At 70.1% G+C, this 20,933-nt stretch carries 24 protein-coding genes and 1 tRNA gene; 15 read left to right on the top strand and 10 right to left on the bottom strand.

The genetic code is table 11. The annotated features are described in order from the left end of the window. Positions 1-5: 5 nt before the first annotated feature. A complete protein-coding gene (locus tag AB4Y94_RS03745) occupies positions 6-926 on the bottom strand; it encodes an NAD(P)H-hydrate dehydratase (RefSeq protein ID WP_441724930.1) in 921 nt (306 codons plus the stop codon). Further along, positions 910-1,650 (bottom strand): histidine phosphatase family protein, encoded by a 741-nt coding sequence (locus AB4Y94_RS03740; protein WP_441724927.1) that lies wholly within the window; start codon positions 1,648-1,650, stop codon positions 910-912. The genes AB4Y94_RS03745 and AB4Y94_RS03740 overlap by 17 nt, the downstream gene beginning before the upstream one ends. Positions 1,651-1,718: 68 nt before the next feature. Between AB4Y94_RS03740 and AB4Y94_RS03735 the strand changes: the two genes are divergently transcribed. The 5 genes from AB4Y94_RS03735 (at position 1,719) to AB4Y94_RS03715 (ending at position 5,932) form a co-directional block, all read left to right on the top strand. Next, on the top strand, positions 1,719-2,417 hold the full coding sequence (locus AB4Y94_RS03735) for an HAD family hydrolase (RefSeq protein ID WP_441724924.1): 699 nt from the start codon (positions 1,719-1,721) through the stop codon (positions 2,415-2,417). Continuing rightward, complete coding sequence (locus tag AB4Y94_RS03730; protein WP_441724921.1) at positions 2,414-3,511, top strand: acyl-CoA dehydrogenase; 1,098 nt, start codon at positions 2,414-2,416, stop codon at positions 3,509-3,511. Before AB4Y94_RS03735 ends, AB4Y94_RS03730 begins: the two co-directional genes overlap by 4 nt. Continuing rightward, positions 3,505-4,950: a PIG-L family deacetylase gene (locus tag AB4Y94_RS03725; protein WP_441724919.1), complete on the top strand. Its 1,446-nt coding sequence runs from the start codon at positions 3,505-3,507 to the stop codon at positions 4,948-4,950. Before AB4Y94_RS03730 ends, AB4Y94_RS03725 begins: the two co-directional genes overlap by 7 nt. Next, positions 4,947-5,651 (top strand): glycosyltransferase, encoded by a 705-nt coding sequence (locus AB4Y94_RS03720; RefSeq protein WP_441724916.1) that lies wholly within the window; start codon positions 4,947-4,949, stop codon positions 5,649-5,651. Before AB4Y94_RS03725 ends, AB4Y94_RS03720 begins: the two co-directional genes overlap by 4 nt. A 116-nt stretch (positions 5,652-5,767) precedes the next feature. Further along, entirely contained in the window at positions 5,768-5,932 is a 165-nt protein-coding gene (locus AB4Y94_RS03715; RefSeq protein WP_441724914.1) for a hypothetical protein, read from the top strand. Positions 5,933-6,020: 88 nt separating this feature from the next. On the opposite strand, the gene AB4Y94_RS03710 is transcribed toward AB4Y94_RS03715, so the two are convergent. Beyond that, positions 6,021-6,851 carry an SGNH/GDSL hydrolase family protein gene (locus AB4Y94_RS03710; RefSeq protein WP_441724911.1) on the bottom strand — a complete coding sequence of 277 codons (831 nt, stop codon included), beginning with the start codon at positions 6,849-6,851 and terminating at the stop codon, positions 6,021-6,023. A gap of 99 nt (positions 6,852-6,950) precedes the next feature. Further along, complete coding sequence (locus tag AB4Y94_RS03705; RefSeq protein ID WP_441724908.1) at positions 6,951-7,439, bottom strand: GNAT family N-acetyltransferase; 489 nt, start codon at positions 7,437-7,439, stop codon at positions 6,951-6,953. 87 nt (positions 7,440-7,526) lie between these two features. Here AB4Y94_RS03705 and AB4Y94_RS03700 point away from each other — a divergent pair, with 87 nt between their 5' ends. Genes AB4Y94_RS03700 through AB4Y94_RS03690 form a run of 3 tightly spaced genes read left to right on the top strand, consistent with a single transcriptional unit; the run spans position 7,527 to position 9,572 of the window. Then, positions 7,527-7,973 carry an FAS1-like dehydratase domain-containing protein gene (locus tag AB4Y94_RS03700; RefSeq protein WP_441724906.1) on the top strand — a complete coding sequence of 149 codons (447 nt, stop codon included), beginning with the start codon at positions 7,527-7,529 and terminating at the stop codon, positions 7,971-7,973. After that, positions 7,970-8,398, top strand: a complete 429-nt coding sequence (locus tag AB4Y94_RS03695; protein ID WP_441724904.1) for a MaoC family dehydratase — start codon at positions 7,970-7,972, stop codon at positions 8,396-8,398. Before AB4Y94_RS03700 ends, AB4Y94_RS03695 begins: the two co-directional genes overlap by 4 nt. A 16-nt stretch (positions 8,399-8,414) precedes the next feature. Further along, positions 8,415-9,572 (top strand): UDP-N-acetylmuramate dehydrogenase, encoded by a 1,158-nt coding sequence (locus AB4Y94_RS03690; protein ID WP_441725189.1) that lies wholly within the window; start codon positions 8,415-8,417, stop codon positions 9,570-9,572. Positions 9,573-9,650: 78 nt separating this feature from the next. Here AB4Y94_RS03690 and AB4Y94_RS03685 read toward each other — a convergent pair whose 3' ends face one another. Next, a complete protein-coding gene (locus AB4Y94_RS03685; RefSeq protein WP_441724901.1) occupies positions 9,651-9,995 on the bottom strand; it encodes a hypothetical protein in 345 nt (114 codons plus the stop codon). A 3-nt stretch (positions 9,996-9,998) separates the two neighbouring features. Continuing rightward, complete coding sequence (locus AB4Y94_RS03680) at positions 9,999-11,600, bottom strand: PspC domain-containing protein (RefSeq protein WP_441724899.1); 1,602 nt, start codon at positions 11,598-11,600, stop codon at positions 9,999-10,001. A 128-nt stretch (positions 11,601-11,728) separates the two neighbouring features. Between AB4Y94_RS03680 and AB4Y94_RS03675 the strand changes: the two genes are divergently transcribed. The 3 genes from AB4Y94_RS03675 (at position 11,729) to AB4Y94_RS03665 (ending at position 14,385) form a co-directional block, all read left to right on the top strand. Next, entirely contained in the window at positions 11,729-13,222 is a 1,494-nt protein-coding gene (locus AB4Y94_RS03675; RefSeq protein WP_441724896.1) for an ATP-binding protein, read from the top strand. A gap of 133 nt (positions 13,223-13,355) precedes the next feature. After that, positions 13,356-14,027, top strand: a complete 672-nt coding sequence (locus AB4Y94_RS03670) for a LuxR C-terminal-related transcriptional regulator (protein WP_441725186.1) — start codon at positions 13,356-13,358, stop codon at positions 14,025-14,027. A gap of 115 nt (positions 14,028-14,142) precedes the next feature. Next, a complete protein-coding gene (locus AB4Y94_RS03665) occupies positions 14,143-14,385 on the top strand; it encodes a hypothetical protein (RefSeq protein ID WP_441724893.1) in 243 nt (80 codons plus the stop codon). A gap of 51 nt (positions 14,386-14,436) precedes the next feature. Here the strand turns inward: AB4Y94_RS03665 and AB4Y94_RS03660 are convergent, their stop codons facing one another. The 4 genes from AB4Y94_RS03660 to AB4Y94_RS03645 all read right to left on the bottom strand — a co-directional run bounded on the left by AB4Y94_RS03660 (position 14,437) and on the right by AB4Y94_RS03645 (position 18,726). Next, the gene (locus AB4Y94_RS03660; RefSeq protein WP_441724890.1) at positions 14,437-15,249 is read right to left on the bottom strand and encodes an ABC transporter permease; all 813 of its coding nucleotides are present in this window, start codon (positions 15,247-15,249) and stop codon (positions 14,437-14,439) included. Then, the gene (locus tag AB4Y94_RS03655; protein ID WP_441724887.1) at positions 15,246-16,145 is read right to left on the bottom strand and encodes an ABC transporter ATP-binding protein; all 900 of its coding nucleotides are present in this window, start codon (positions 16,143-16,145) and stop codon (positions 15,246-15,248) included. The genes AB4Y94_RS03660 and AB4Y94_RS03655 overlap by 4 nt, the downstream gene beginning before the upstream one ends. Positions 16,146-16,382: 237 nt before the next feature. Next, positions 16,383-17,318, bottom strand: coding sequence for a hypothetical protein (locus AB4Y94_RS03650; protein WP_441724884.1), 936 nt, complete (start codon positions 17,316-17,318; stop codon positions 16,383-16,385). A gap of 205 nt (positions 17,319-17,523) precedes the next feature. Then, complete coding sequence (locus AB4Y94_RS03645) at positions 17,524-18,726, bottom strand: pyridoxal phosphate-dependent aminotransferase (protein WP_441724881.1); 1,203 nt, start codon at positions 18,724-18,726, stop codon at positions 17,524-17,526. Positions 18,727-18,945: 219 nt separating this feature from the next. Between AB4Y94_RS03645 and AB4Y94_RS03640 the strand changes: the two genes are divergently transcribed. From AB4Y94_RS03640 to rplK, 4 genes are all read left to right on the top strand, one after another. Beyond that, positions 18,946-19,018: transfer RNA gene (locus AB4Y94_RS03640), tRNA-Trp, on the top strand. Between the two features lie 42 nt (positions 19,019-19,060). Continuing rightward, entirely contained in the window at positions 19,061-19,336 is a 276-nt protein-coding gene (gene secE / locus AB4Y94_RS03635; RefSeq protein ID WP_441724878.1) for a preprotein translocase subunit SecE, read from the top strand. Positions 19,337-19,419: 83 nt separating this feature from the next. Continuing rightward, positions 19,420-20,346, top strand: coding sequence for a transcription termination/antitermination protein NusG (gene nusG / locus AB4Y94_RS03630; protein WP_441724875.1), 927 nt, complete (start codon positions 19,420-19,422; stop codon positions 20,344-20,346). A gap of 131 nt (positions 20,347-20,477) precedes the next feature. Next, positions 20,478-20,909, top strand: coding sequence for a 50S ribosomal protein L11 (gene rplK, locus AB4Y94_RS03625; RefSeq protein ID WP_441724872.1), 432 nt, complete (start codon positions 20,478-20,480; stop codon positions 20,907-20,909). The last annotated feature ends 24 nt before the right edge of the window (positions 20,910-20,933 follow it).

Genomic DNA, 20,933 nt, shown 5'->3' with positions numbered 1-20,933 from the left:
TTCTTTTACGCGTGCTGGCCGAGCTCGGCCAGCACCATCGGCAGTTCGTCGGCGAGTTCACGGGCCAGGGTCCCGGTCGGCCCAATCCGGGCGGCGAGCCGGTCGCCGGCGGTGGCGTGCAGGTGGGTGCCCCAGCACGCAGCCTGGTCGGGGTCGGCTCCACGGGCGAGGAGCCCGCCGATAGCCCCGGCCAGCACGTCGCCGCTGCCCGACGTCGAGAGCACAGCCTGCCCGGAGCCGATCTCCCAGCGCCGGCCGCCCGGTGCCGCGATCACGCCGAAGCAGGTCACGACCGCCTGGTAGCGGTCCGCGATCTCCCCCAGGTCGGTCGCGAGGTCACTGATGTCGCGCCCGAGCAGGCGGGCCGCTTCGTCTGTGTTGGGTGTGAGCACCAGTTTGCCGCCCAGGGCCCGCAGCGTGTCGTGACCGTCAGCGTCGACGTCCGGCAGCACGCCCAACGCGTAGGCGTCGAGGAGAACGGCCGGGGTGGTGTTGCCCTCCGCCAGCAGTGCCAGGACTCCGAGGACCAGCTTTCTCGCCTCGCCGGCGTCGTCGAGTCCTGAGCCGATCACCAGCGCATCCGCTGCGTTGATCTCGTCCCGCAACGGTGTGAGGCTGTTCCCCCGCACAGCGCCGGTTGACGACTCGGAGAGTCCGATCACGCCGGCTTCGGGCATGGCAACGGCCAGCGCCACCGCCGCCGACTCGGCGACGCCCATGGACAGGCGCCCGGCCCCCACCCGAAGCGCCGCCGTTCCGGCGAGGAGAGCGGCGCCGGGGGTGTGGCGGGCGCCGCCGATCACGACGATCCGTCCGCGATCGTACTTGGACTCCGCGCCGCTGGGCAGGGACCAGTCGCGGAGCCGCGTCGGGGTCAAGATCTCCGGCGGCGCCTCACCCGGCGCCGGCTCACCGCGGGAAGACATCCGCGTCCCCGGTGTGCACGGTGACCGGCGCTCCCAGCTCCCTGAGGTGCGCCACCGAGTTGTACTCCTCCACGGCCCAGCGGCCGGCGCCGTCGGGCCGGGTCAGGATGCTCACCGACGCGTTGAGGAGCGGCGAGGTGCGGGCGACCTCGAGCAGCTGGGACTCGGTGAGCGCCTCGCAGACATAGCGGATCAGCATGATCACGGCGTCGTGGGTCACGACCAGCACCCGGCCGCCGTCGGCCACCCGGTCCAGGTCAACCAGGAACGACCTCGCCCGCAGGGCGACGTCCGCCCAGGACTCGCCGCCCGGCGGTCGGTAGTAGAACTTGCCCAGCCGTCGTTTCCTCGCCGCTTCGGTGGGGAGCCGGGCCTCGACGCCCACGGTCGTGAGTGCGTCGGTGATGCCGAGCTCCCGGTCGCGCAGGCGCTCGTCGGTATATGCGGCCAGCTGGACCGGTTGGCCGGCAGTGGCCAGCCGGGCCGTCTCGGCCGCCCGGAGATACGGGGAACTCCATACGAAGCCAGGGAACGATGTCGGCGGTAGGGAACGGAGCCAGCCGCCCACGGCCGCCGCCTGGTCCATCCCGACGCTACTGAGCGGCACGTCGGGGTCGCGGAGCGGCGCGTCGACCACCTCGGCGCCAGCGGACTCCGCGGCCGAGGCGGCCAGGTTGGCTGTGCTCTCACCATGACGAACCAGGATCAACGACGTCGCGCCCATAGTCAGAACATACAACGACTGGTTCCGGCGCCCTAGGCCCGTGCTGCATGCCGGCGTAGCCTGACGATATGGCGCACCCCACTCCCGACCGGCCGAAGGCCGTACTCTTCGACATCGACGGAACCCTGGTCGACTCCAATTACCTCCATGTGGACGCCTGGGGTCGGGCGCTGGTTGCCGTCGGCCATCCCACCGATGCCTGGCGCATCCACCGTGCCATCGGTATGGGGACGGACCAGCTGCTTTCCACGCTCGTCGGCGACGACGCCGGCCGCATCGCGGAGGAGTCCACGCGCCTGCACGGCGTGTACCTGGCCGAGTCCGCTTCGCTGCTGCGCCCGTTCCACCGGGCCCGCGACCTGTTGCGTGCCGTCGCCGCGGAGGGCAGCCAGGTGGTGCTCGCCACGTCGGCCTCGCCGGACGAACTCGAACGGCTGCTTCGCGTGATCGACAGCGACGAGTCGGTGTCGGCGGTGACCGCGGCCGACGACGTCACGGAAGCCAAACCGGATCCGGACATCGTGCACACGGCGCTCCGGAAGGCCGGAGTGTCGGCGTCGGAGGCGGTCATGGTGGGTGACGCGGTGTGGGACATCCAGGCGGCCGCCCGGGCCGGTGTCCCGTGCGTTGCCGTCCTGAGCGGCGGCACCGGCGAAGGCGACCTGCGGGCAGCCGGCGCCGTCGAGGTGTACGCGGATGCCGAAGCGCTGCTCGCCGCGTTGCGCGACAGTCCACTGGGCGCGGGTTTCGCCCGGCTGACGACGTGAGGGCGGCACTGCCCGTCACGCTGCCCAGTGTCGCACGGACCCGGGCGCCGGTTGAATCGCACCGCGGAGGGGCGCCGGCCGAACTCGCCCAGGCGGCCGCCCGCGTGAACGGTGATCCGGCTGCGGCGCTCGCCATGGCCCGGGACCTCGGCGGCGTCGCGCCCCGCCCCGGCGACGGGAACACCGCGGGACTGTTCGAACTCCTGGCCACGGTCGCCGCCGCCGATCTCACCGCCGCGCGCGTGGTGGAGGCGCACCTCGACGCGCTCTCGATCCTGGAGCAGGCGGGTCCGGTCGGGGCGGGCCGGGCACCCGTTCACTCCACGGCGGAAGCCGACCGCACCTGGGGGGTGTTCGCGGCCGAGGGCGCCGGGTTGCGACTCTCGGCGACCCGGGTCGCCGACCGGTGGCAGGTGGACGGCACCAAGCCGTGGTGCTCGCTCGCAGGGACGCTCAGCGACGCGCTGGTGACCGCGCACACCGGGGACTCACATCGCCGCCTGTTCGCCGTGCGCCTCGGCGACCCGGGCATCATCGTGCACGAAGACGCCTGGGTCGCCCGCGGCCTCGCCCAGGTGCCCAGCGGCCCGGTTGACTTCAGTGCCGTCGAGGCGACCCCGATCGGAGTCGACGAGTGGTACCTCGACCGTCCGGGGTTCGCCTGGGGCGGCATCGGGGTGGCCGCGTGTTGGTGGGGCGGGGCCATCGGGGTGGCCAGGGCGCTGGCGGCATCCACGGAGCCCGGCGGACGCGAACCCGACCAGATCGCCCTGGCCCAGCTCGGTGCCATCGACATTCTGCTCTCCGCCTGCGGAACTGCGCTGGCGAGCGCCGCCGCGGCCATCGACGACGGGCGCGCCACGGGCAGCGATGGCGCACTCCTGGCCGCGCGGGTGCGCGGGCTCGTCGCGCGCACGGTCGACGAGGTGGTCGGCCGGGTCGGCCACGCCCTCGGTCCGGCTCCACTGGCGCTCGACGAACAGCACGCCCGGCGGGTCTCCGACCTGCAGCTCTACGTGCGCCAGCACCACGCCGAACGCGACGACGCCGCCCTCGGACGGATGCTGAGTGCCGCCGGGGTGATGCCATGGTGACGTTCAGCCACCGGGAGGCCGGCACCCCTGAGCTCACCTGGCTGGAGGCCGCACGCCGGGAGCACCCGACATCGCGGCGTCTTCCGCTGGGCGGACTCGCCCGCCTGGTCGTGGTGGCCGCGCATCCCGACGATGAGACCCTGGCCGCCGGTGGGCTGCTGGCCAGGGCCTCGCGGCTGGGAGTCCCGATCGTCGTGGTGGTGCTGACCGACGGCGAGGCATCGCATCCGTTGTCGCCCACCCACACCCCGCAGCAGCTCGCGTCGCTGCGGCAGGCCGAGGTGACGGATGCGGTCGGACGGGTCGCGCCCGGCGCATCGGTGTTGTTGGCCGGGCTTCCGGATGGAGCGGCGGCCGCCCATCGGGATGAAGCGGTGCGGGCGATCGCTGAGGCGCTCGGCACCCTCGGTGCCGGTGAGTCTGAAGAGGGACCCGGCCCGGACGACCCATCGCCCGCGTCGCCCGGCGAAACCTGGGTGGCAGCGCCCTGGCGGAACGACGGGCATCCGGATCATGCGGCCGCCGCGCAGGCGGCGTCGATCGCGGCAGCGCAGACCGGCGCGCGGCTCTGGGAGTACCCGGTGTGGGCGTGGCACTGGTCGACGCCGGAGGACGCGGTGTGGGAGGGCGTCTCGCGGTACGTGTTGCACCTCGAGGAGGCAGAACGCACCGCGAAGGCGGCCGCGATGGCCGCGCACCAGAGCCAGGTGGCGCCGCTCTCCGCCCAGCCCGGTGACGAAGCGATCGTGCCACCATGGTTCGCAGCGCACTTCGAACGCACCTGGGAGACATTCATCAGCACCTCCGACGACACAGCGATTCCCGACCAGACCGCGAGCCTCGACGCGGGCTTCTTCGACGACTTCTACTCCGGCAGCCGGGATCCGTGGGGCTTCGAGACCCGCTGGTACGAGCGCCGCAAACGCGCGCTCACCCTCGCGGCGCTGCCCCGCGAGCGCTTCAGGTCTGCCCTGGAACTCGGCTGCTCGATCGGCACCCTCACTGCCGGCCTCGCAGAGCGCTGCGACGACATCCTCGCGACCGACATCGTCGCCGGCCCGCTCGAGGCCGCGCGCGAACGGCTGACGGGTCACGCCAGCGTTCGCTTCGAGCGGCTGGCGTTCCCGGATGAATGGCCGCCCGGGCAGTTCGAGCTGATCGTGCTCTCCGAAGTCGGCTACTACTGTTCGCCGCACGACCTCGAGCGGCTGCTCATCCGGTGCCGATCCAGCCTCACCCCCGATGGCGTGCTCATCGCCTGCCACTGGCGGCACCCGGTCGAGGGCTACCCGCAGACGGGCGATGCCGTCCACGCCGCCCTGGCACGCGTGCCCGGCCTGGCGCGCACCGTTCGGCACAGCGAACGCGACTTCATCCTCGAGGTCTTCGAGCCGGAGCCGGCCCGCTCGGTCGCTGAACGCGAGGGGCTCACGCCGTGACGCTGATCGACGCGATCGCCGTCATCGTCCCGGCCAGGGACGAGGAGGAGCTCCTGCCGCGCTGCCTCGCGGCGCTCGAGGGCGCGGTCGAGGCGGTGGGTGACACGGCCGAGCCCCCCGAGGTCACGGTGGTCGTCGTCCTCGACAGCTGCACAGACTCCTCGCTGGCGATCGCGGCCCGCTGGCCGCACTACCACCGCGTCGCCATCACAGCCGGTGCCGTCGGCACCGCACGCCGGGTGGGCGTTCGGAGGGCGCTCACCGGCATCCGTCACCCCGCGAGCAGGGTCTGGCTGGCCACAACGGATGCCGATTCCGCGGTCCCCGAGAACTGGCTCACGACACAGCTCGCCTTCGCCCGCACCGGCAGCGAACTCGTGCTCGGCACCGTGCAGCCAGACGCCGACCTGCCCGGTCATGACCCGGCGAGCGGCGGCGCACCCGGCGACGCGCACGGGCATCCGTTCATCTACGGCGCCAACCTCGGGGTGCGGGCCGACCGGTACCTCAGGGCGGGAGAGTTCAGTGAGGCCGACGGCGATGAGGACGTGCTCCTGGTGGCCGCACTCCGCCGGCTGGGGATCGCCCCGGTGCGCACCAGCCGGAACCCCGTGCTGACGTCGGCCCGCCTGCACGGAAGGGCCCCTCACGGGTACGCCGGGTACCTGCGAGAGCACTACGGCGCGGGGAAGCCCGCGTGATTGTGCGGCTCAGGGGCGAAATTAATCGTTTTCAACGTGCCCCTTGCCCGATCCGCGCGCAGGGGTAGGCTCACAAAAACAGGGGAGATATCCCTGCAGTCAAGAAAGGTCCTCACATGAACCTCCTGCTCATCATCATCGCCGTTGTCGCAGTCATCCTGCTTATCACCGGCGGGCTCGTCCAGTCGCTTCAGTTCCTCCTCTGGGTCGGAATCGTCCTGGCGATCATCGCAGTCATCATGTTCCTCCTGCGGACCCTCTCCGGGCGCAAGAGCGTCTAGCTGACCCAGTTCACGGCCTCACGGCTGAGCGCGAAGGCCGCACGGGATTCCGTGCGGCCTTCTGCGTGTGTGCGCGGACGGCCGTCGGTCAGCCCAGGTCGACCGGCTCAAGCCCCGGCCGCTTCGGCGGGCGGCCGTCCCCGGACGAGCGGCCCGTCAGCCGGCGCCCGATCCACGGCAGCACGTAGTCGCGGTAGTACGCGACGGTGCCCTGCACCCGCTCGTCTGCGGGCGCGGCGGCCGACGGGCCGTCGGCATCCGTTGCCCACTCGGTGGGGACCGGCACCCCCAGAGCGGCCAGCACATTGCCGGCAACCCGCGTGTGGCCGCGGGCGTTGAGGTGCAGTTTGTCGGCCGACCAATAGCGGATGCTCCTGAGTTCCTGGTCGGCCCAGTTGTCGACGAGGGTCACGCCGGGCCGGGTGAACGCCGCCCGGGCGGCGTCGGCCAGGCGATCGCCGCGACGCTGCATCAGTCCACCCATCGGCAAGTGCGCGGTCGGGTTCGCACCGCTGAGGACGATGACGTGCGCGCCGGTTTCCAGGGCCCGGTCGACCACCTGCCCGAGCAGGTCGACGACATACGAGATCTCGACGCGGGGCCGCATGATGTCGTTGCCGCCGCCACACACCGAGAGCAGGTCGGGGCCGAGGGCCAGGGCGGGCTCCAACTGGTCGCGCACAATCGGCCCGAGCAGTTTGCCGCGGATGGCGAGGTTCGCGTAGGAGAGGGCGCTCCCGCCGCCTTCCGCCCCGTCGCCGGCGTGCGCTTCCGGCCCGGTCACGCGTGCGGCGCCCGCGTTCGCGTGGGCGAGTCCGAGAGCGACCAGGTCGGCCCAGCCGCGCACCTGGCCATCCGGCAACTCGTCGCCGACGCCCTCGGTGAAGCTGTCGCCGATCGCCACGTACCGCTGATACATCCGCCCCTGCTTTCCGTTCGCCCGCCGAGCCTACGCCTCAAATCTCGCGTGAGGTGCCATGAAACCCGAGTGCGGGGGCGCTCGCGGCCAGCCCGCGGATCAGGTCTGGTCGACGAGCCACCGCTCGAAGCCGTAGGCGTGCGGGTAGCGCCCGTATGGGCCGGTCTCGCGGTAGCCAAGACGGCGGTAGAGGGCGAGCGCTTCGGGCTGGGCCGGACCGGTTTCCAGGAGCAGCCGCTGGTAGCCGAGCTCCCGCGCGATCGACTCCAGTTCGGCGAGCACAGTGATGGCGTGCCCCTGCCTGCGGTAGGCGGAGCTGGTCCACATCCGCTTGATTTCGCAGGTGACCTCGTCGTAGCGACGGATGCCGCCACCCGCGACGACCACCGGGTCACCATTGTTGCCGGCCAGGGCGGGAGCATCGTCGTCGAGCAGCACCACGAACAATCCATCCGGCGGGTCGAATTCCGGTGCTGCCACGTCGTCGGCGGCGTCGCTCGGCCCGTACCGTTCCTCGTACTCCCGGCGCAGGTCGGCGATCAGCGGGGCGGCCAGCGGGTCTTCGTACCGAACGCGCGCGAATCTCATCCGCACCATTCTGCCACCGGCTCGACGCCGCGATCCCGCCGCCGGCCGGCCACGCCGGCCAGGGGCCGACCAAAGTACACTCGGAGGGTGCCAGTGAACCCCGAACTCCAGGGGCGGGTTTTCCCGCCGGTCCAGCCGTACCTGGTCGGCCGTGAAAAGGTGCGCGAGTTCTCCCGCGCGGTATTCGCGACCAACCCGATCAACCACGACCCCGAAGCCGCGCGCGCGGCCGGCCACGCCGACGTCGTCGCTCCGCCTACCTTCGCGGTGGTCGTGCAGGAGGCCACCCTCGCGCAACTCCTCGCCGAACCCGACGCCGGCATCGACTTCACCCGGGTCGTGCACGGCGACCAGCGCTTCAGCTACTCCCGCCCGATCGTCGCCGGCGACGAGCTGACCGCCACCCTCACCGTGGCGAGCGTCAAAACCCTCGGCGGCCACTCGATGGTCACCGCGGAATCCACGGTGGTCGACGCGAACGGCGAGCACGTCGTCACCGCGACCTCCACCCTCGTCGTCAGGGGAGACGAATGACCCAGGCGCCGTCCCTCGACACCCTCACCGTCGGCGACGTCGTCGCCGGGGGCAGCTTCCCGCTCACCCGCGACTCCCTCGTTCGCTACGCGGGCGCATCCGGGGACTTCAACCCGATTCACTATCGCGACGACGTTGCGGCATCCGTCGGCCTGCCGGGCGTGCTGGCCCACGGCATGCTCACCATGGGACTCGCTGTGCAGCCGGTCGTGGACTGGGCCGGAGACCCGGCGCGGGTGATCGACTACCAGGTGCGCTTCACCCGGCCGGTCCTGGTCGACCCGATGGAAGGGGCCATCGTGACCGTCGTCGCGCGGGTCGCCGCCATCGACACGGACGCCAAGGTCGCCCGGATCGACCTCGCCGTCACCTTCAACGACCAGACTGTGCTCGGCAAGGCGCAGGCGCGCGTCAGCCTGGCCTAGTCGCGTGGTTTCTTCGATGAACGCCCGGCCGAGCGAGCGAATCGAGCCGGTTCCGCTCCGCGATCTCACCACGCTGCGGGTCGGCGGCCTCCCCGCCCGCATGGTGGCGCCGGGCACCGAGCGGGAGCTTGTCGATGCGGCGCTGGGCATCTGGGCCGATGATGACGACTGGATGCTGCTCGGCGGCGGCTCGAACACCGTGGCCGGCGACGACGGATTCGACGGCACGGTGATCCGGCTGGTGACCCGTGGCATTGAGGTGCTGCCAGCGGATGCGCCGGACCGGGTGCGCCTGCGGGTACAGGCGGGAGAGCCGTGGGACGCCCTCGTGGCCTACGCCGTTGGGCGGGGCTGGTCGGGCATCGAGGCGCTCTCCGGAATCCCCGGCGCGGCCGGCGCGGCGCCGGTGCAGAACATCGGCGCCTACGGCCAGGAGCTCTCCGCCAGCCTGGTCGCCATCGACTTCCTGGATTACGAGTCCGGTGAAATCCAGCGGATGCCGGCCGCCGCACTGCAGCTCGGCTACCGCACGTCGGTGCTGAAGCAGGGCCTGCGAGGGGTCGTGCTGGCGATCGAACTGGACCTGCACGACACCGCTGCTGAGGCATCCGTTCTCGGAGCAGCACTCGGCCAGCCCGTCGCCTACGAGCAACTCGCGGGTGCGCTCGGCGTGCAGCTGGGGGACCGGGTTCCGATCACCCAGCTTCGCGACACGGTTCTCGCGCTTCGCGCGGCGAAGGGGATGGTGCTCGACGCGGCCGACCCCGACACGGCCAGCGCCGGGTCGTTCTTCACCAACCCGATCGTGAGCGAGAACTTCGCCCGGTCGTTGCCGGATTCTGCGCCGCGCTGGCCGCTCGAGCCGGACCTGCCGGACCGCGTGATCCCGCTCGAGCATTACGCCGGCGTGGGGCCGGCACCGGGCGCCGACGCGGCACGCGGAGTGAAACTCTCCGCGGCCTGGCTGATCGAGCGAGCCGGGATCAGCCGGGGTTTCCGGTTGCCGGGATCCCGCGCGGCCATCTCGAGCAAGCACACGCTCGCCCTCACCAACACCGGTGGTGCGACGGCCGACGAGATCGCGCAACTGGCCCGCTTCGTGCAGGGCCGGGTCGCCGCCGAGTTCGGCATCATCCTGCAGCCGGAACCGGTGCTGATCGGCGTCACTGTGTAGCTGCCCCTCACCTGTCGCGGGGGTGCTGTGGCGGGGGTGCTGTGGCGGTGGGGCCGGGCGGGGTGCCGGTGCGCCGGTTCAGCCGGCCCGCCGGGACGCGGCGGCAATGCCGGCGGCGACGAGCGCCACGCCGATCGCGATGACGCCGCCGAGCAGCCACAGCGTCGGATCAGGCATCACCGGCAGCGCCGTCCACACCACCATGAAGGCGGCAAAGGCGAGCAGCAGCACGCCCCAGAAGATCGTGCCGAACAGCGGTCGGTCGCGGCGCCGGGCGACGGATGCCGCCGGTATGGTCGGAAGCTCCGCGCCGGTGGTCGACGTCGTTGCCGTCGGAAGATCCGCGGCCGTTGGCTGTGTCGGCTGCGTCGGTGGCGTCGACGCTGCGCCGTCGTGCTCGGGGATGTTCAGTGGCTCGCTCATGGCTTACTCCGTTATGGTGTGGACGTCGACCTGGCCGACGAGCGACCAGATGCGGATGCTGGCGACCGGGCGGTCCGGATTGCCGTTCAGGCTGCGGGCGTCGTGGAACAGAACGCCACCCTGGTCGTTGGAGTGATCGTCGCCGTAGTCGACGCCGCCGACGATCGAATTGGTTTCCACGCGCACCGACCGGTCGGCCGGCAGGATCACATCGGTGGCGCCGAAGCCCAGCCAGACGTCGATCGTGCGGGTGTCGCTCCTCCCCGCCGTGGACAGGTCGCTGAGGTCGACGGTGGGGTTGCCGGCGATCATCGCGAAGCTGGGCGTGGCGTCGGACGACGAGGAACTCACCACCCAGTGGTTGTCGCCGAACGGAGAGAACTGCGTGCCCTGCGGGAAGACGCCGACGAACAGGAGGGTGAGCACGGCGAGGAACGCAAACCCGCCCATCGCCCCGCTGTCCCGGCCGCGGATGCCTGACACGATGATTCCGAGTGCGAGCACTCCCAGCGTGAACGCGACTCCGACGAGCAACGCGGAGCTCGACCAGGTCCCGGCGGAGTACACGCCTGCCGCAACCGCGCCTACCGCCAGGGCGAACCCCAGCACGATCGCGGTGAATCCGGCGCCGGGGTGGCGGTGCTGCCAGCGATAGTGCGCGCGTTGCGCCCGCTGCTCGGCGCGCCAGGCCCGATGTTGCGCCTGCCAGTGGCGGTTCTGCTCCTGCCACGCGTCCCACGCGCTACGCGGGGCCTGGGCGTCCGGCCGGGGCGGTGCGGCGGTGGGGTAAGCGCTGCCGGCGGCACCCCACCTGCCCGTGCCTGTGCCCCCGTCGCCTGATACTCCGTCGACCGGTGTTCCGGCATCCGCTGTCGCACTACCCGTGGCCTGGGCGCCGAGCCACGTGGCATCAGCCGTTCCGATGCCCGTTCCCCCGATGTCGTCCGTCCCGGTACCCGGTGTCCTTGCGCCCGTCGCGGCGAAGCTCGCGGATCCGGCGCCGCTCCCGGCGCCCGTCGTGCCCGCTGCAGTTCCGCTCCCGCTCCCGGTGCCCGTCGGAGCCGCCGGCCCGTCGGCAGGCCAGCTCGCGCCGTAACCGCCCGCCGGAATCCGCCGCAACAGGAAGACGACCAGCCAGATCACACCGATCGTGACTGCAATCGCCCAACCGACCGCGAGGGTGGTGGCAAGCCAGCCCGGCATGCCCCAGCCGTCCGGCGGCCCCTGCCACCAGAGCCCGCGGGTGAACGGAACGAAGGTGAAGAGGATCAGGGCGAAGATGACGACCATCGCCGGCTCGAAGATGCCGCGGAACAACTGCTCGGCGTGGATGCGTCCCGCCGCGTCGGGCAGGAACGCCCAGCCGAGGGCGTAGGCGATGAGCACGGGGCCGCCGAGGATGGCGAGCACGATGACGGCGCCGCGCACGATCATCGGGTCGAGGCCCGTGCGGCGGGCGATGCCGCCGCAGACCCCGGCCAGCCAGCGGTCACCGCCGCGGGTGATTCCGGAGGATCGGATCCAGTCGAAGAAACGGTCGAGCTGCTCACGGCCGTCGTGTCCGGCATTTGACGGGTAGCGGGGGGAGGGAGGTGCATCGGTCATGATTCGAGTGTGCCGGGTGGGTCCGGCCGCTGCCATGGGGCATCACCCTGATTCGACCCTGAGATCGTCCCCGGTCACCGCGCCGGGGCCGGCGGGCGTGCTTTGATGCATAGGTGAACACCGAACGCATGACCAGGCCACGGCTTCGGCTGGTCGGCGGCGTCTGCGCGGGGTTCGCCGAGCACACGGGCCTGCCGGTCAGCGCCGTTCGGGTCGGTGCGCTGCTGCTCACCCTGTGCGGTGGCGCAGGGATCCTCCTCTACGCCTGGCTGTGGCTGACGACCCCGTCCGCAGCGTCGGCGCTCGCCGGGTCGACGCTGCCCAAGTCCGGCCTGGGCCGGGCGTTCCCGGCCCGCGCCGCGACAATTGCCTTTCCGGTCGAGAGTGGCCGTTCCGCGCGTATCCCTCGACCGGAGATCTCACTCTCGGGCCAGCCGGTCACGCCAGCGGATGCCCCGCCGATTGCTGGGATATCGGATGCCGCTTCCGCCCGCTCCGCACCCGTCACGGAAATCCTGCTCGGACTCGCGCTCCTCGCCGCCGGCACCACACTTGTTGCCAGCCGCCTCGGCGCCGGCATTCCGCTGGCCATCGTCATCCCCGCCATTGTCGTACTCGCCGGTGTCGCGCTGGCGTGGCGGCAGTTCGCCGACATCCGCTCCGGCGCCGCGCAGCGGTCGTCTGCGCTGCTGGTGCGCACCCTCGGTGCCCTCGTCCTCGTGGCGGTCGGGATCCTGCTGTTTTTTGTGACCGGCGAAGCGCCGAACGTCTGGACCGTGATCGTGGCGGCCGTCGCTGTGCTGCTCGGGGTCGCCGTGGTGATCGCACCCTGGTTCATACGCTTGTCGAACGACCTCGCCGAGGAACGCTCGGCACGGGTGCGGGAGGCCGAGCGCGCCGAGATCGCCGCCCACCTGCACGACTCGGTGCTGCAGACCCTGGCGTTGATCCAACAGAAGGCAGGACCGCACAGCGACGCCGCCCGCCTCGCCCGCGCCCAGGAGAGGGAACTCCGGGAGTGGCTGTTCACCGGGGCCGGTGGCGCCACGGTCGACCTGGCCGCGGAGCTCAGGCGCATCGCCGGCGTGATCGAGCAGGACTTCCCGGTCCACTTCGAGCTGGTCACCGCGGGGGCCAGCCCGGATGACGTGCCCGAAGGGCTGGTGGCCGCGGCCCGCGAAGCCATGCTCAACGCGGCCAGGCACGCCGGCGGCACAGTGTCCCTCTACCTCGAAACCGGCGCGACCGGCACCTCGCTCAGCATCACCGATCGTGGGCCCGGCTTCAGCCTCGACGACATCCCCGAAGACCGCCTCGGCGTGCGTGAGTCGATCTTCGGACGGATGCGACGGGTCGGCGGCACCGCGGAGGTGCGCCCGGGGCCGGGCGGAAGTGGGACCGAGATCCTGCTCACGCTCCCGACCCAGCGCGGGGCGCAGGCCGCCGCCGAGTACGCTGCAGGGCCCGCTGTTGCAGGGCCCGCTGTTGCAGGGCCCGCTGCCGCCGGACCCTTTGCTGCCGGGCCGTCTGCCGCGGGCCCATCCAGTGCCGATGGGTCCGCCGCCCACCGATCCGCCGCGCCCGAAACCACACGAGGCGAGCACGGGCCGGAACGCGAATGATGACTATGAGTCCACCCCTCCCCCCGCCCGCACCGGCACCCGAAATTGCATCCGGCGCGCGCGATCGCGCGCGCCCGAAGCGATTTCCCACGCCCGCCCCTGCCCGGCCCCTCAGAAAGGCGACACCATGACGATGACCGAACCCGACGCATCCGCTGCCCTGCCGGTGGTGATCGTCGACGACCATTCGATCTTCCGCTCGGGGCTGCGCGCGGAACTCGACGGCGGCATCCGGGTGCTGGGGGAGGCGGCGACCGTCGAGGAGGCGATCGCCCTGGTGGTCTCCTCCCAGCCGCGGGTCGTGCTCCTCGACGTGCACCTGCCCGGCGGGCGCGGTGGCGGAGGCGCCGAGGTGATTCGGGAGGCTGCCCCGCAAGCGCCGCGCACGCTGTTCCTGGCGCTGTCCGTTTCGGATGCCGCCGACGACGTGGTGCGGGTGATCCGGGCCGGGGCGCGCGGGTACATCACCAAGAGCGCGTCAGGCGCCGAGGTATCGGATGCCGCCCGGCGCGTCTCCGAGGGGGATGCAGTCTTCTCGCCCAAGTTGGCCGGATTCGTTCTCGACGCGTTCGGCGCGGTGGCCGGCGAGACGGCCGAGTCCACCGACGAACTTGACCGGCTCTCCGCCCGCGAGCAGGAGGTGATGCGCCTGATCGCGCGCGGATACGCCTATAAGGAGGTGGCCGGCGCCCTGTTCATCTCGCCCAAGACGGTGGAGACGCACGTGTCCGCGGTGTTGCGGAAGCTGCAGCTGTCGTCCCGGCACGAACTGACCGCGTGGGCACTTGAACGCAAGCTTCTCTGACACCCGACGACCGGGCGCCCCGGTGACCGCCGCGACACACGCCGAATGGCCGGGACGCAGGCACGGCCGTGCCGGACCGGCGGTAGGGTGATCGGCATCAACCGGAGGGCGCCTGATGAATGCCGATGACACCAATGCCGACGAGACCAATGCCGACGAGATGACCGCCGACGAGAAACGTGTGGACCAGCTGAGCCGCGCGCCCAAGTCGGACCCGGGTGACGCCGCACCGCGGATCGATGTGACCGAGTCGGCGGATGGACCCACCCGGATCGACGTGCGTGACGACGCGGTGGTTCGACCCGGCGGCAGTCGCGCTGGGACCGACGACCGTGGTGCCGAGCCCGATCGGGACTAGAGAAGCCGGCCCTCCGTCGCCCGCGTCACCGCGCCGCCACACGGCATCCGCTCAACTGTCCTTGCGGATCCAACGGAAGGTGACCCGGCTGAGCACCAGGCCCACCACCAGCCAGACGCCCAGGGCCACCGCGACCCAGCCGAGATCCCAGCTGCCGTTCTGTTCGACGGCCTTGAAGCTGTCGGGGAGGAACACCGAGCGCATGCCCTGGGCCATCCACTTGAGCGGGAAGATGCTCGCGATGTTCTGCATCCACTCCGGCAGCACGTTGAACTGCAGGTAGACGCCGGAGATGAACTGCAGCACCAGCAGGATCGGGATGACGACCGCGGTCGCGCTCTTGCCGGAGCGGGGAAGAGCCGACAGGGCGATGCCGAGGAATGCGCTCGTGATCACTCCGAGCACGAACACCCAGGCGAACGTGAGCCACTTCTCCGGGTCGGTCGGCAGGTCGATGTCGAACACGAAGCGCGCGAACAGCAGCAGCAGCCCCGCCTGCAGCACGCCGGTGACGAACACCTGCCCGATCTTGCCGATGAAGTAGCTGAACGGCGACAGCGGTGTGCCGCCCAGGCGTTTCAGGGTGCCGTCGCTCTTCTCCATCGCGATGTCGACGGCCAGGTTCTGCACGCCGGAGAGGAGCATCCCGGCGGCAAGCATGCCCGGCAGGTAATACGCGCCGACGCTGATGCCGCCGGTGCCGTCGGGTGCCGCGCCCATATTGCCCGAGGCGCTGAAGGCGGTGGTGAAAATGCCGAGCATGACGAACGGGAACAGGAAGGTGAAGAACAGGGTGTCAAAGGAGCGGAAGTAGGTGCGGGTCTCGTAGCCGATCCGGGACGCGCCCAGCGCGATCGTGCTCATGCGAGCACCTCCTCTGCGGTGTTGAAGCCGGTTCCGGTGCCGGCGGCGGTGCCGCGCACCAGGTCGAGGTAGACGTCCTCCAGGCTGGGCCGGATGACCTCCAGGTCGGCCGGTTCACCGCCGAGCTGCGCCGCGAGTTCGGCCACCACGCGCGCCGGCCGCTCGGTGCGGGTTTCACTCAACTGACCGGATGCGTCTCGCCAGCGCACCAGCGGAACGCGCGCATCCGCTCCGCCGATTTCATCGATCGCGCCGATGTCGATCAGTCGGCCGTCGGCGATCACGCCGGCCCGGTCGCCGAGCTGGGCCGCCTCGTCGAGGTAGTGCGTGGTGAGCAGGATGGTCGTCTCCTCTGACTTGAGCTGGTGCACCAGGTCCCAGAATGAGCGCCGGGCCTCCGGGTCGAAACCGGTGGTCGGTTCGTCGAGGAACAGGAGCTCGGGGCGTCCGATGATGCCGAGCGCGACGTCCACCCTGCGGCGCTGCCCGCCGGAGAGCTTGCCGATGCGGGTCTTGGCCTGCTTCTGCAGCCCGACAGCCTCGATCACCTCCCCGACGCTGCGTGGTTTCGGGTAGAAGCCGGCGAAATGGGTGAGCTGCTCCTCCACGGTGACGAGGCCGCTCTCGCCGGTGGACTGCAGCACAATGCCGAGGCGGGCCTTCCAGTCCAGGCCGCCGCGCTCCGGGTCGACGCCGAGCACACTCACATCGCCCGACGTGCGGTTGCGGTAGCCCTCGAGGATCTCGATCGTGGTGCTCTTGCCGGCGCCGTTCGGGCCGAGCAGCGCGAACGTCTCGCCGGGCAGGATGTCGAAGCTGATACCGGCGACGGCCTTCGCCGCCCCGTAGGTCTTGTGCAGGTCGCGCACCCGCACGACCGGGTCAGATGAATTCATGTAACCAGAGTCGCAGGCCCGGCGGCGTCGCGGTAGCCGTCACTCGGTCGATTCGCGCATCCACCCGTCGACGGACGCCCGATACGTCCCGCCGCTCCCGCCTTCCGCGCTCCACCGGCACCCCCGCTCGCCGCGCTCCACCGGCGCCCCTGCCCCCACCCTGCTCGGCCCTCCGTGAGGGGTCACATATCGACCTTCCGGTGGCCCGGGAAGGTCGATTTGGGGCCCCTCACGCGGTCAGCGCTGCTCGGGCGGATCGATCGGACGGGGACGGGCGGGGAAGAGGGCGAGTGCATCGCGGATCAGCTGCAACAGCATCCGTCGGTCGGCAAGCTCGTTCGCCGCAATTTCGATGACGTGCCATCCTGCCGCCGCCAGTCGGGCTCGCCGGGTACGGTCCTTGCGCCAGCGATCTGGTTCGGTGCGGTGATAGTCGCCCTGGTACTCGAAAATAACCCGGTGCGCGGGGAAGCATAGATCGGCCGACGCGATCTGGATCCCCCGGGCGTCGTAGATCGCGTAGTTGGCGCGAACGCCGGAAATCCCGGCCAGCACAATAGTCACGCGGATGATCGACTCCGGCGGCGAATCGGCGTGGTCATCCAGCAGCTCCAGCGCCTCCAGCAAGCGCGAGCGGCCGCGTCGGCCGGGGTGGCCGGCGACAGCGGCGCGGAGGTCGGCTCTGCTTGCAAGCGGATGCGCATGGTGGATGATGCGGTCACCGGCAGCCACAAGGTCCTCAAGGTCCAGGACCGCGCCGAGGTCGCACCACGTTCGTGCCGGCGTCGTGAGTCGGATTCCGCGCCAGGCGAGCACGTCTCCTGGGCGCATCTGCATCTTATGGCCGCTCGCGCCACGGATCCTGGAGGCCCGCTGGGGCGAGGGGACGCCAATGTGCAGGTCAGACCCGGCCTGGAGGCGCAGGGGCAGCGGGAGGCCGATGATGAGTGCCGCAGTGACACCGCAGAAGAACGCTGTGTCCGGCATCCGCTTCTGAAGTGCCGACGCGCGCGCCCACGCCGACGTGAGGGGCATCGGTGCGCGGATGCCATGGAACGGGCGCTCGAGGTCGGCGCCGCGGAGGCGCCCTTCGCCCACCCCGTGCCGCGCTGCGGTGCGCGTGCTGAATGGTCCAGCGTAGAGGGGCTCGGGGAGCGGCTTTCGTGGCTTCACCCCGTCAGGATGCGCTCGAATGATGGGCCGATGGCGGTTATCCACAGCCCAAAAAGTTGTACGGCGCGCCTTAAGAGTGTGAGGGGTCACATATCGACCTTCCCGGAGCATCGGAAGGTCGATATGTGACCCTTCACGGGAGGAACCAAGGGGGCGGCGCGGCGGGGGTGGGCGGGCGCGGCGCGGGCGCGGCGCGGGCGCGGCGCTACGCGAAGAGACGCTGCAGGCGCTGCACGCCCTCGAGGAGGGCCTCGTCGCCGAGCGCGTAGGAGAAGCGCAGGTAGCCGCTCGGCCCGAACGCCTCACCGGGGACCACGGCGACCTCGGCCTGGTCGAGGATCAGGTCGGCCAGCTCCAGCGACGTGGTGGGTGTGACGCCACCCCAGGTGCGGCCGAGCAGCCCGGTCACGTCGGGGTAGACGTAGAACGCGCCCTGCGGCGTGGGGGTGACCATGCCGGGGATCTTGTTCAGTTCGGACACGATGAGCTTGCGGCGCCGGTCGAACGCTTCCCGCATCGCGAATGCGTCGTCCTGCGGTCCGTTCAGCGCGGCGATCGCGGCGCGCTGGGAAATGTTCGACACGTTGGACGACAGGTGCGACTGCAGGTTGGCCGCGCCCTTGATGGCGTCGGCCGGCCCCACCATCCAGCCGACCCGCCATCCGGTCATGGCGTACGTTTTGGCGACTCCGTTCACCAGGATGGTGCGGTCCGCGAGGGATGGAACCGCCTCCACGATCGACACTGCGCGCACACCGCCGTAGGTGAGGTTCTGGTAGATCTCATCGGTGATCACCCAGAGCCCGTTGGCGTCGGCCCACTCGCCGATCTCGCGGGTCTGCTCGGGCGAGTAGACCGCCCCGGTCGGGTTCGACGGAGACACGAACAGCAGCACCTTGGTGCGCTCCGTGCGAGCGGCCTCGAGTTGCTCGACGGTGACCAGGTACCCCTGGTCGCTGCCGGCGAAGACGTCCACCTGAACGCCGCCGGCCAACTTGATCACCTCGGGGTAGGTGGTCCAGTAGGGGGTCGGCACGAGTACTTCGTCGCCCGGGTCGAGCAGGGTCGCGAAAGCCTCGTACACGGCCTGCTTGCCGCCGTTGGTGATGATCACCTGGGCGGCGCCGACCGCCAGCCCGCTGTCCCGCAGGGTTTTGGCGGCGACCGCCTCGCGCAGCTCGGGGAGTCCGGCAGCCGGGGTGTAACGGTAGTTGCGCGGATCGCGCACGGCGTCCAGCGCCGCCTCGACGATGTGGGCGGGGGTCTGGAAGTCGGGCTCGCCCGCCGCGTAGCTGATCACCGGGCGGCCGGCAGCCTGGAGCGCTTTCGCCTTCCCGTCCACTTTGAGGGTTGCCGACTCCGCGATGGAGCCGATTCTGGTCGAGATGCGCTGGAATTCATGGGCCACGATACGAGCATACGGGGGCGTGCCATCTGTCGACAGGGCGGTTACCATTGAAAACAATGCGCCGGCCGGATGCGGCATCCGCTCACCCGGGACCACTCGGCCTCGCAGCGCCTCAGTTTTACAGCGGTGCCGGTGTGACCTACACTGGTTCGAGGTAGTTGAATTCTGCCATGCTTCTTTGCGCCTATTTTGGGCAGGAGGCGGGCGAGTTCACACCATAGGGTGGTGGCTCAATTGGTAGAGCAGCGGTCTCCAAAACCGCAGGTTGCAGGTTCGAGTCCTGTCCGCCCTGCAAGTCGGTGGTATTTCCACCGGCCCATGAAAGGTGTAACAGGTGGCCCGAAAAGTTATCGACGAACCCAGTGAGGAAATCGTCGCCAACGCGAGGAAAGAGCGCGAAACCAAGCGCGGACCCTTCGCTCGGCTTGCCCTGTTCATCCAGCAGGTCATCGCCGAACTGAAGAAGGTCGTCACCCCGACCCGCAAGGAACTGCTGAGCTACACGGGCGTCGTGCTGATCTTCGTGATCATCATGATGGCCCTGGTGTCGGGCTTCGACTGGGTCTTCGCGCTGGTGGTCACCTATGTGTTCGGAACACCAGCGCCATAAGGCGCGGCCACTGCGGTTCGCCTGGCATTTCATGGCAAACGCTGTACGGGATGCCCCATGCAACAGAGAAGGATTGAGATTTAGTGACTGACACGAATCACGACGACGTCGACTGGGCCACCGCCGCTGAGCAGTCCTCCGACGACGACGAGGCGCAGGAGGGCAACACCCTCGCTGCCGATGAGCGTTCCGTGGAGGCCGCCGAGCAGGTCGCCCTGCACATCGAAGACGAGAACGTCGACGTCGAAGACAACCTGGACGCCGTGCTCGACGCGCTGGCCGAGGCAGCCGACCCCGAAGCCGACGCCCTCGTCGACGACGCGCTCGACATCGACTCCGTCGACGAGGCTGAAGCCGCCGTCGAAGCCGTCGAGGACGAAGAAGAGACGACGACGGATCCCTACGAGGAGTTCCGCAAGGAACTCCGGTTCATGCCGGGCAAGTGGTACGTCATCCACTCCTACGCCGGCTTCGAACGTCGCGTGAAGTCGAACATCGAGAACCGCAAGCAGTCGATGGCCATGGAAGATTACATCTACCAGGTCGAGGTTCCGATGGAAGACGTCGTCGAGATCAAGAACGGCCAGCGCAAGATGGTCACCCGCGTGCGCATCCCCGGCTACGTCCTGGTGCGCATGGACCTCAACGAGGACAGCTGGTCGGTGGTTCGCCACACGCCCGGCGTCACCGGCTTCGTCGGCAACTCGCACAACCCGACCCCGCTGCGTTTCGAAGAGGCTTTCGGCATGCTCAAGGGCCTGGTCGAGGTAGCGGATGTCCCGGCCACCAAGGGAGGCGGGCAGGGCGGCAAGTCCCAGGCTCGCGTCATCCCGGCCGAGGTCGACTTCGAGATCGGCGAAACCATCACGATCAAGGAAGGCTCGTTCGCGGGCCTGCCCGGTTCGATCAGCGAAATCAAGCCGGAGAGCGGCAAGCTCACGGTGCTGGTCTCCCTGTTCGAGCGTGAGACCCCGGTCGAGCTCAGCTTCGACCAGGTCACCAAGCTCTAAACTCCCCCCAACCACCGCCCCCCGGAATCGCCGGGGACGCGGGAGAACCTCGGATCTCGACAGGCTCGACCACCGCACGATGGGCCAGGCCGCCGAAATCAAGGGTTCGATCACCGAAAAGGAAAAGAAGAATGGCACCGAAGAAGAAGGTTACGGGTCTGATCAAACTTCAGATCAAGGCCGGCGCCGCCAACCCCGCACCGCCCATCGGGCCGGCGCTCGGTCAGCACGGCGTCAACATCATGGAATTCTGCAAGGCGTACAACGCCCAGACGGAGTCCCAGCGCGGCAACGTCGTCCCGGTTGAGATCACCGTGTACGAGGACCGCTCGTTCACGTTCATCCTGAAGACCCCGCCGGCAGCAGAACTCATCAAGAAGGCCGCCGGTGTCGCCAAGGGTTCAGGAACCCCGCACACCGTCAAGGTTGCCAAGCTCAGCCAGGCCCAGGTGCGCGAAATCGCCGAAACCAAGATGGTTGACCTCAACGCCAACGACATCGACGCCGCGGCGAAGATCATCGCCGGCACCGCCCGCTCCATGGGCATCACGGTCGAGGCGTAACAACCCCGCCGCGGGCGTCCGTTT

The sequence above is a fragment of the Glaciibacter sp. 2TAF33 genome (genome assembly GCF_052114945.1).
Taxonomy (GTDB): Bacteria; Actinomycetota; Actinomycetes; order Actinomycetales; family Microbacteriaceae; genus Cryobacterium.
Note: the sequence above shows the minus strand (reverse complement) of the source record. Positions and strands in the feature narration are given on the sequence as shown.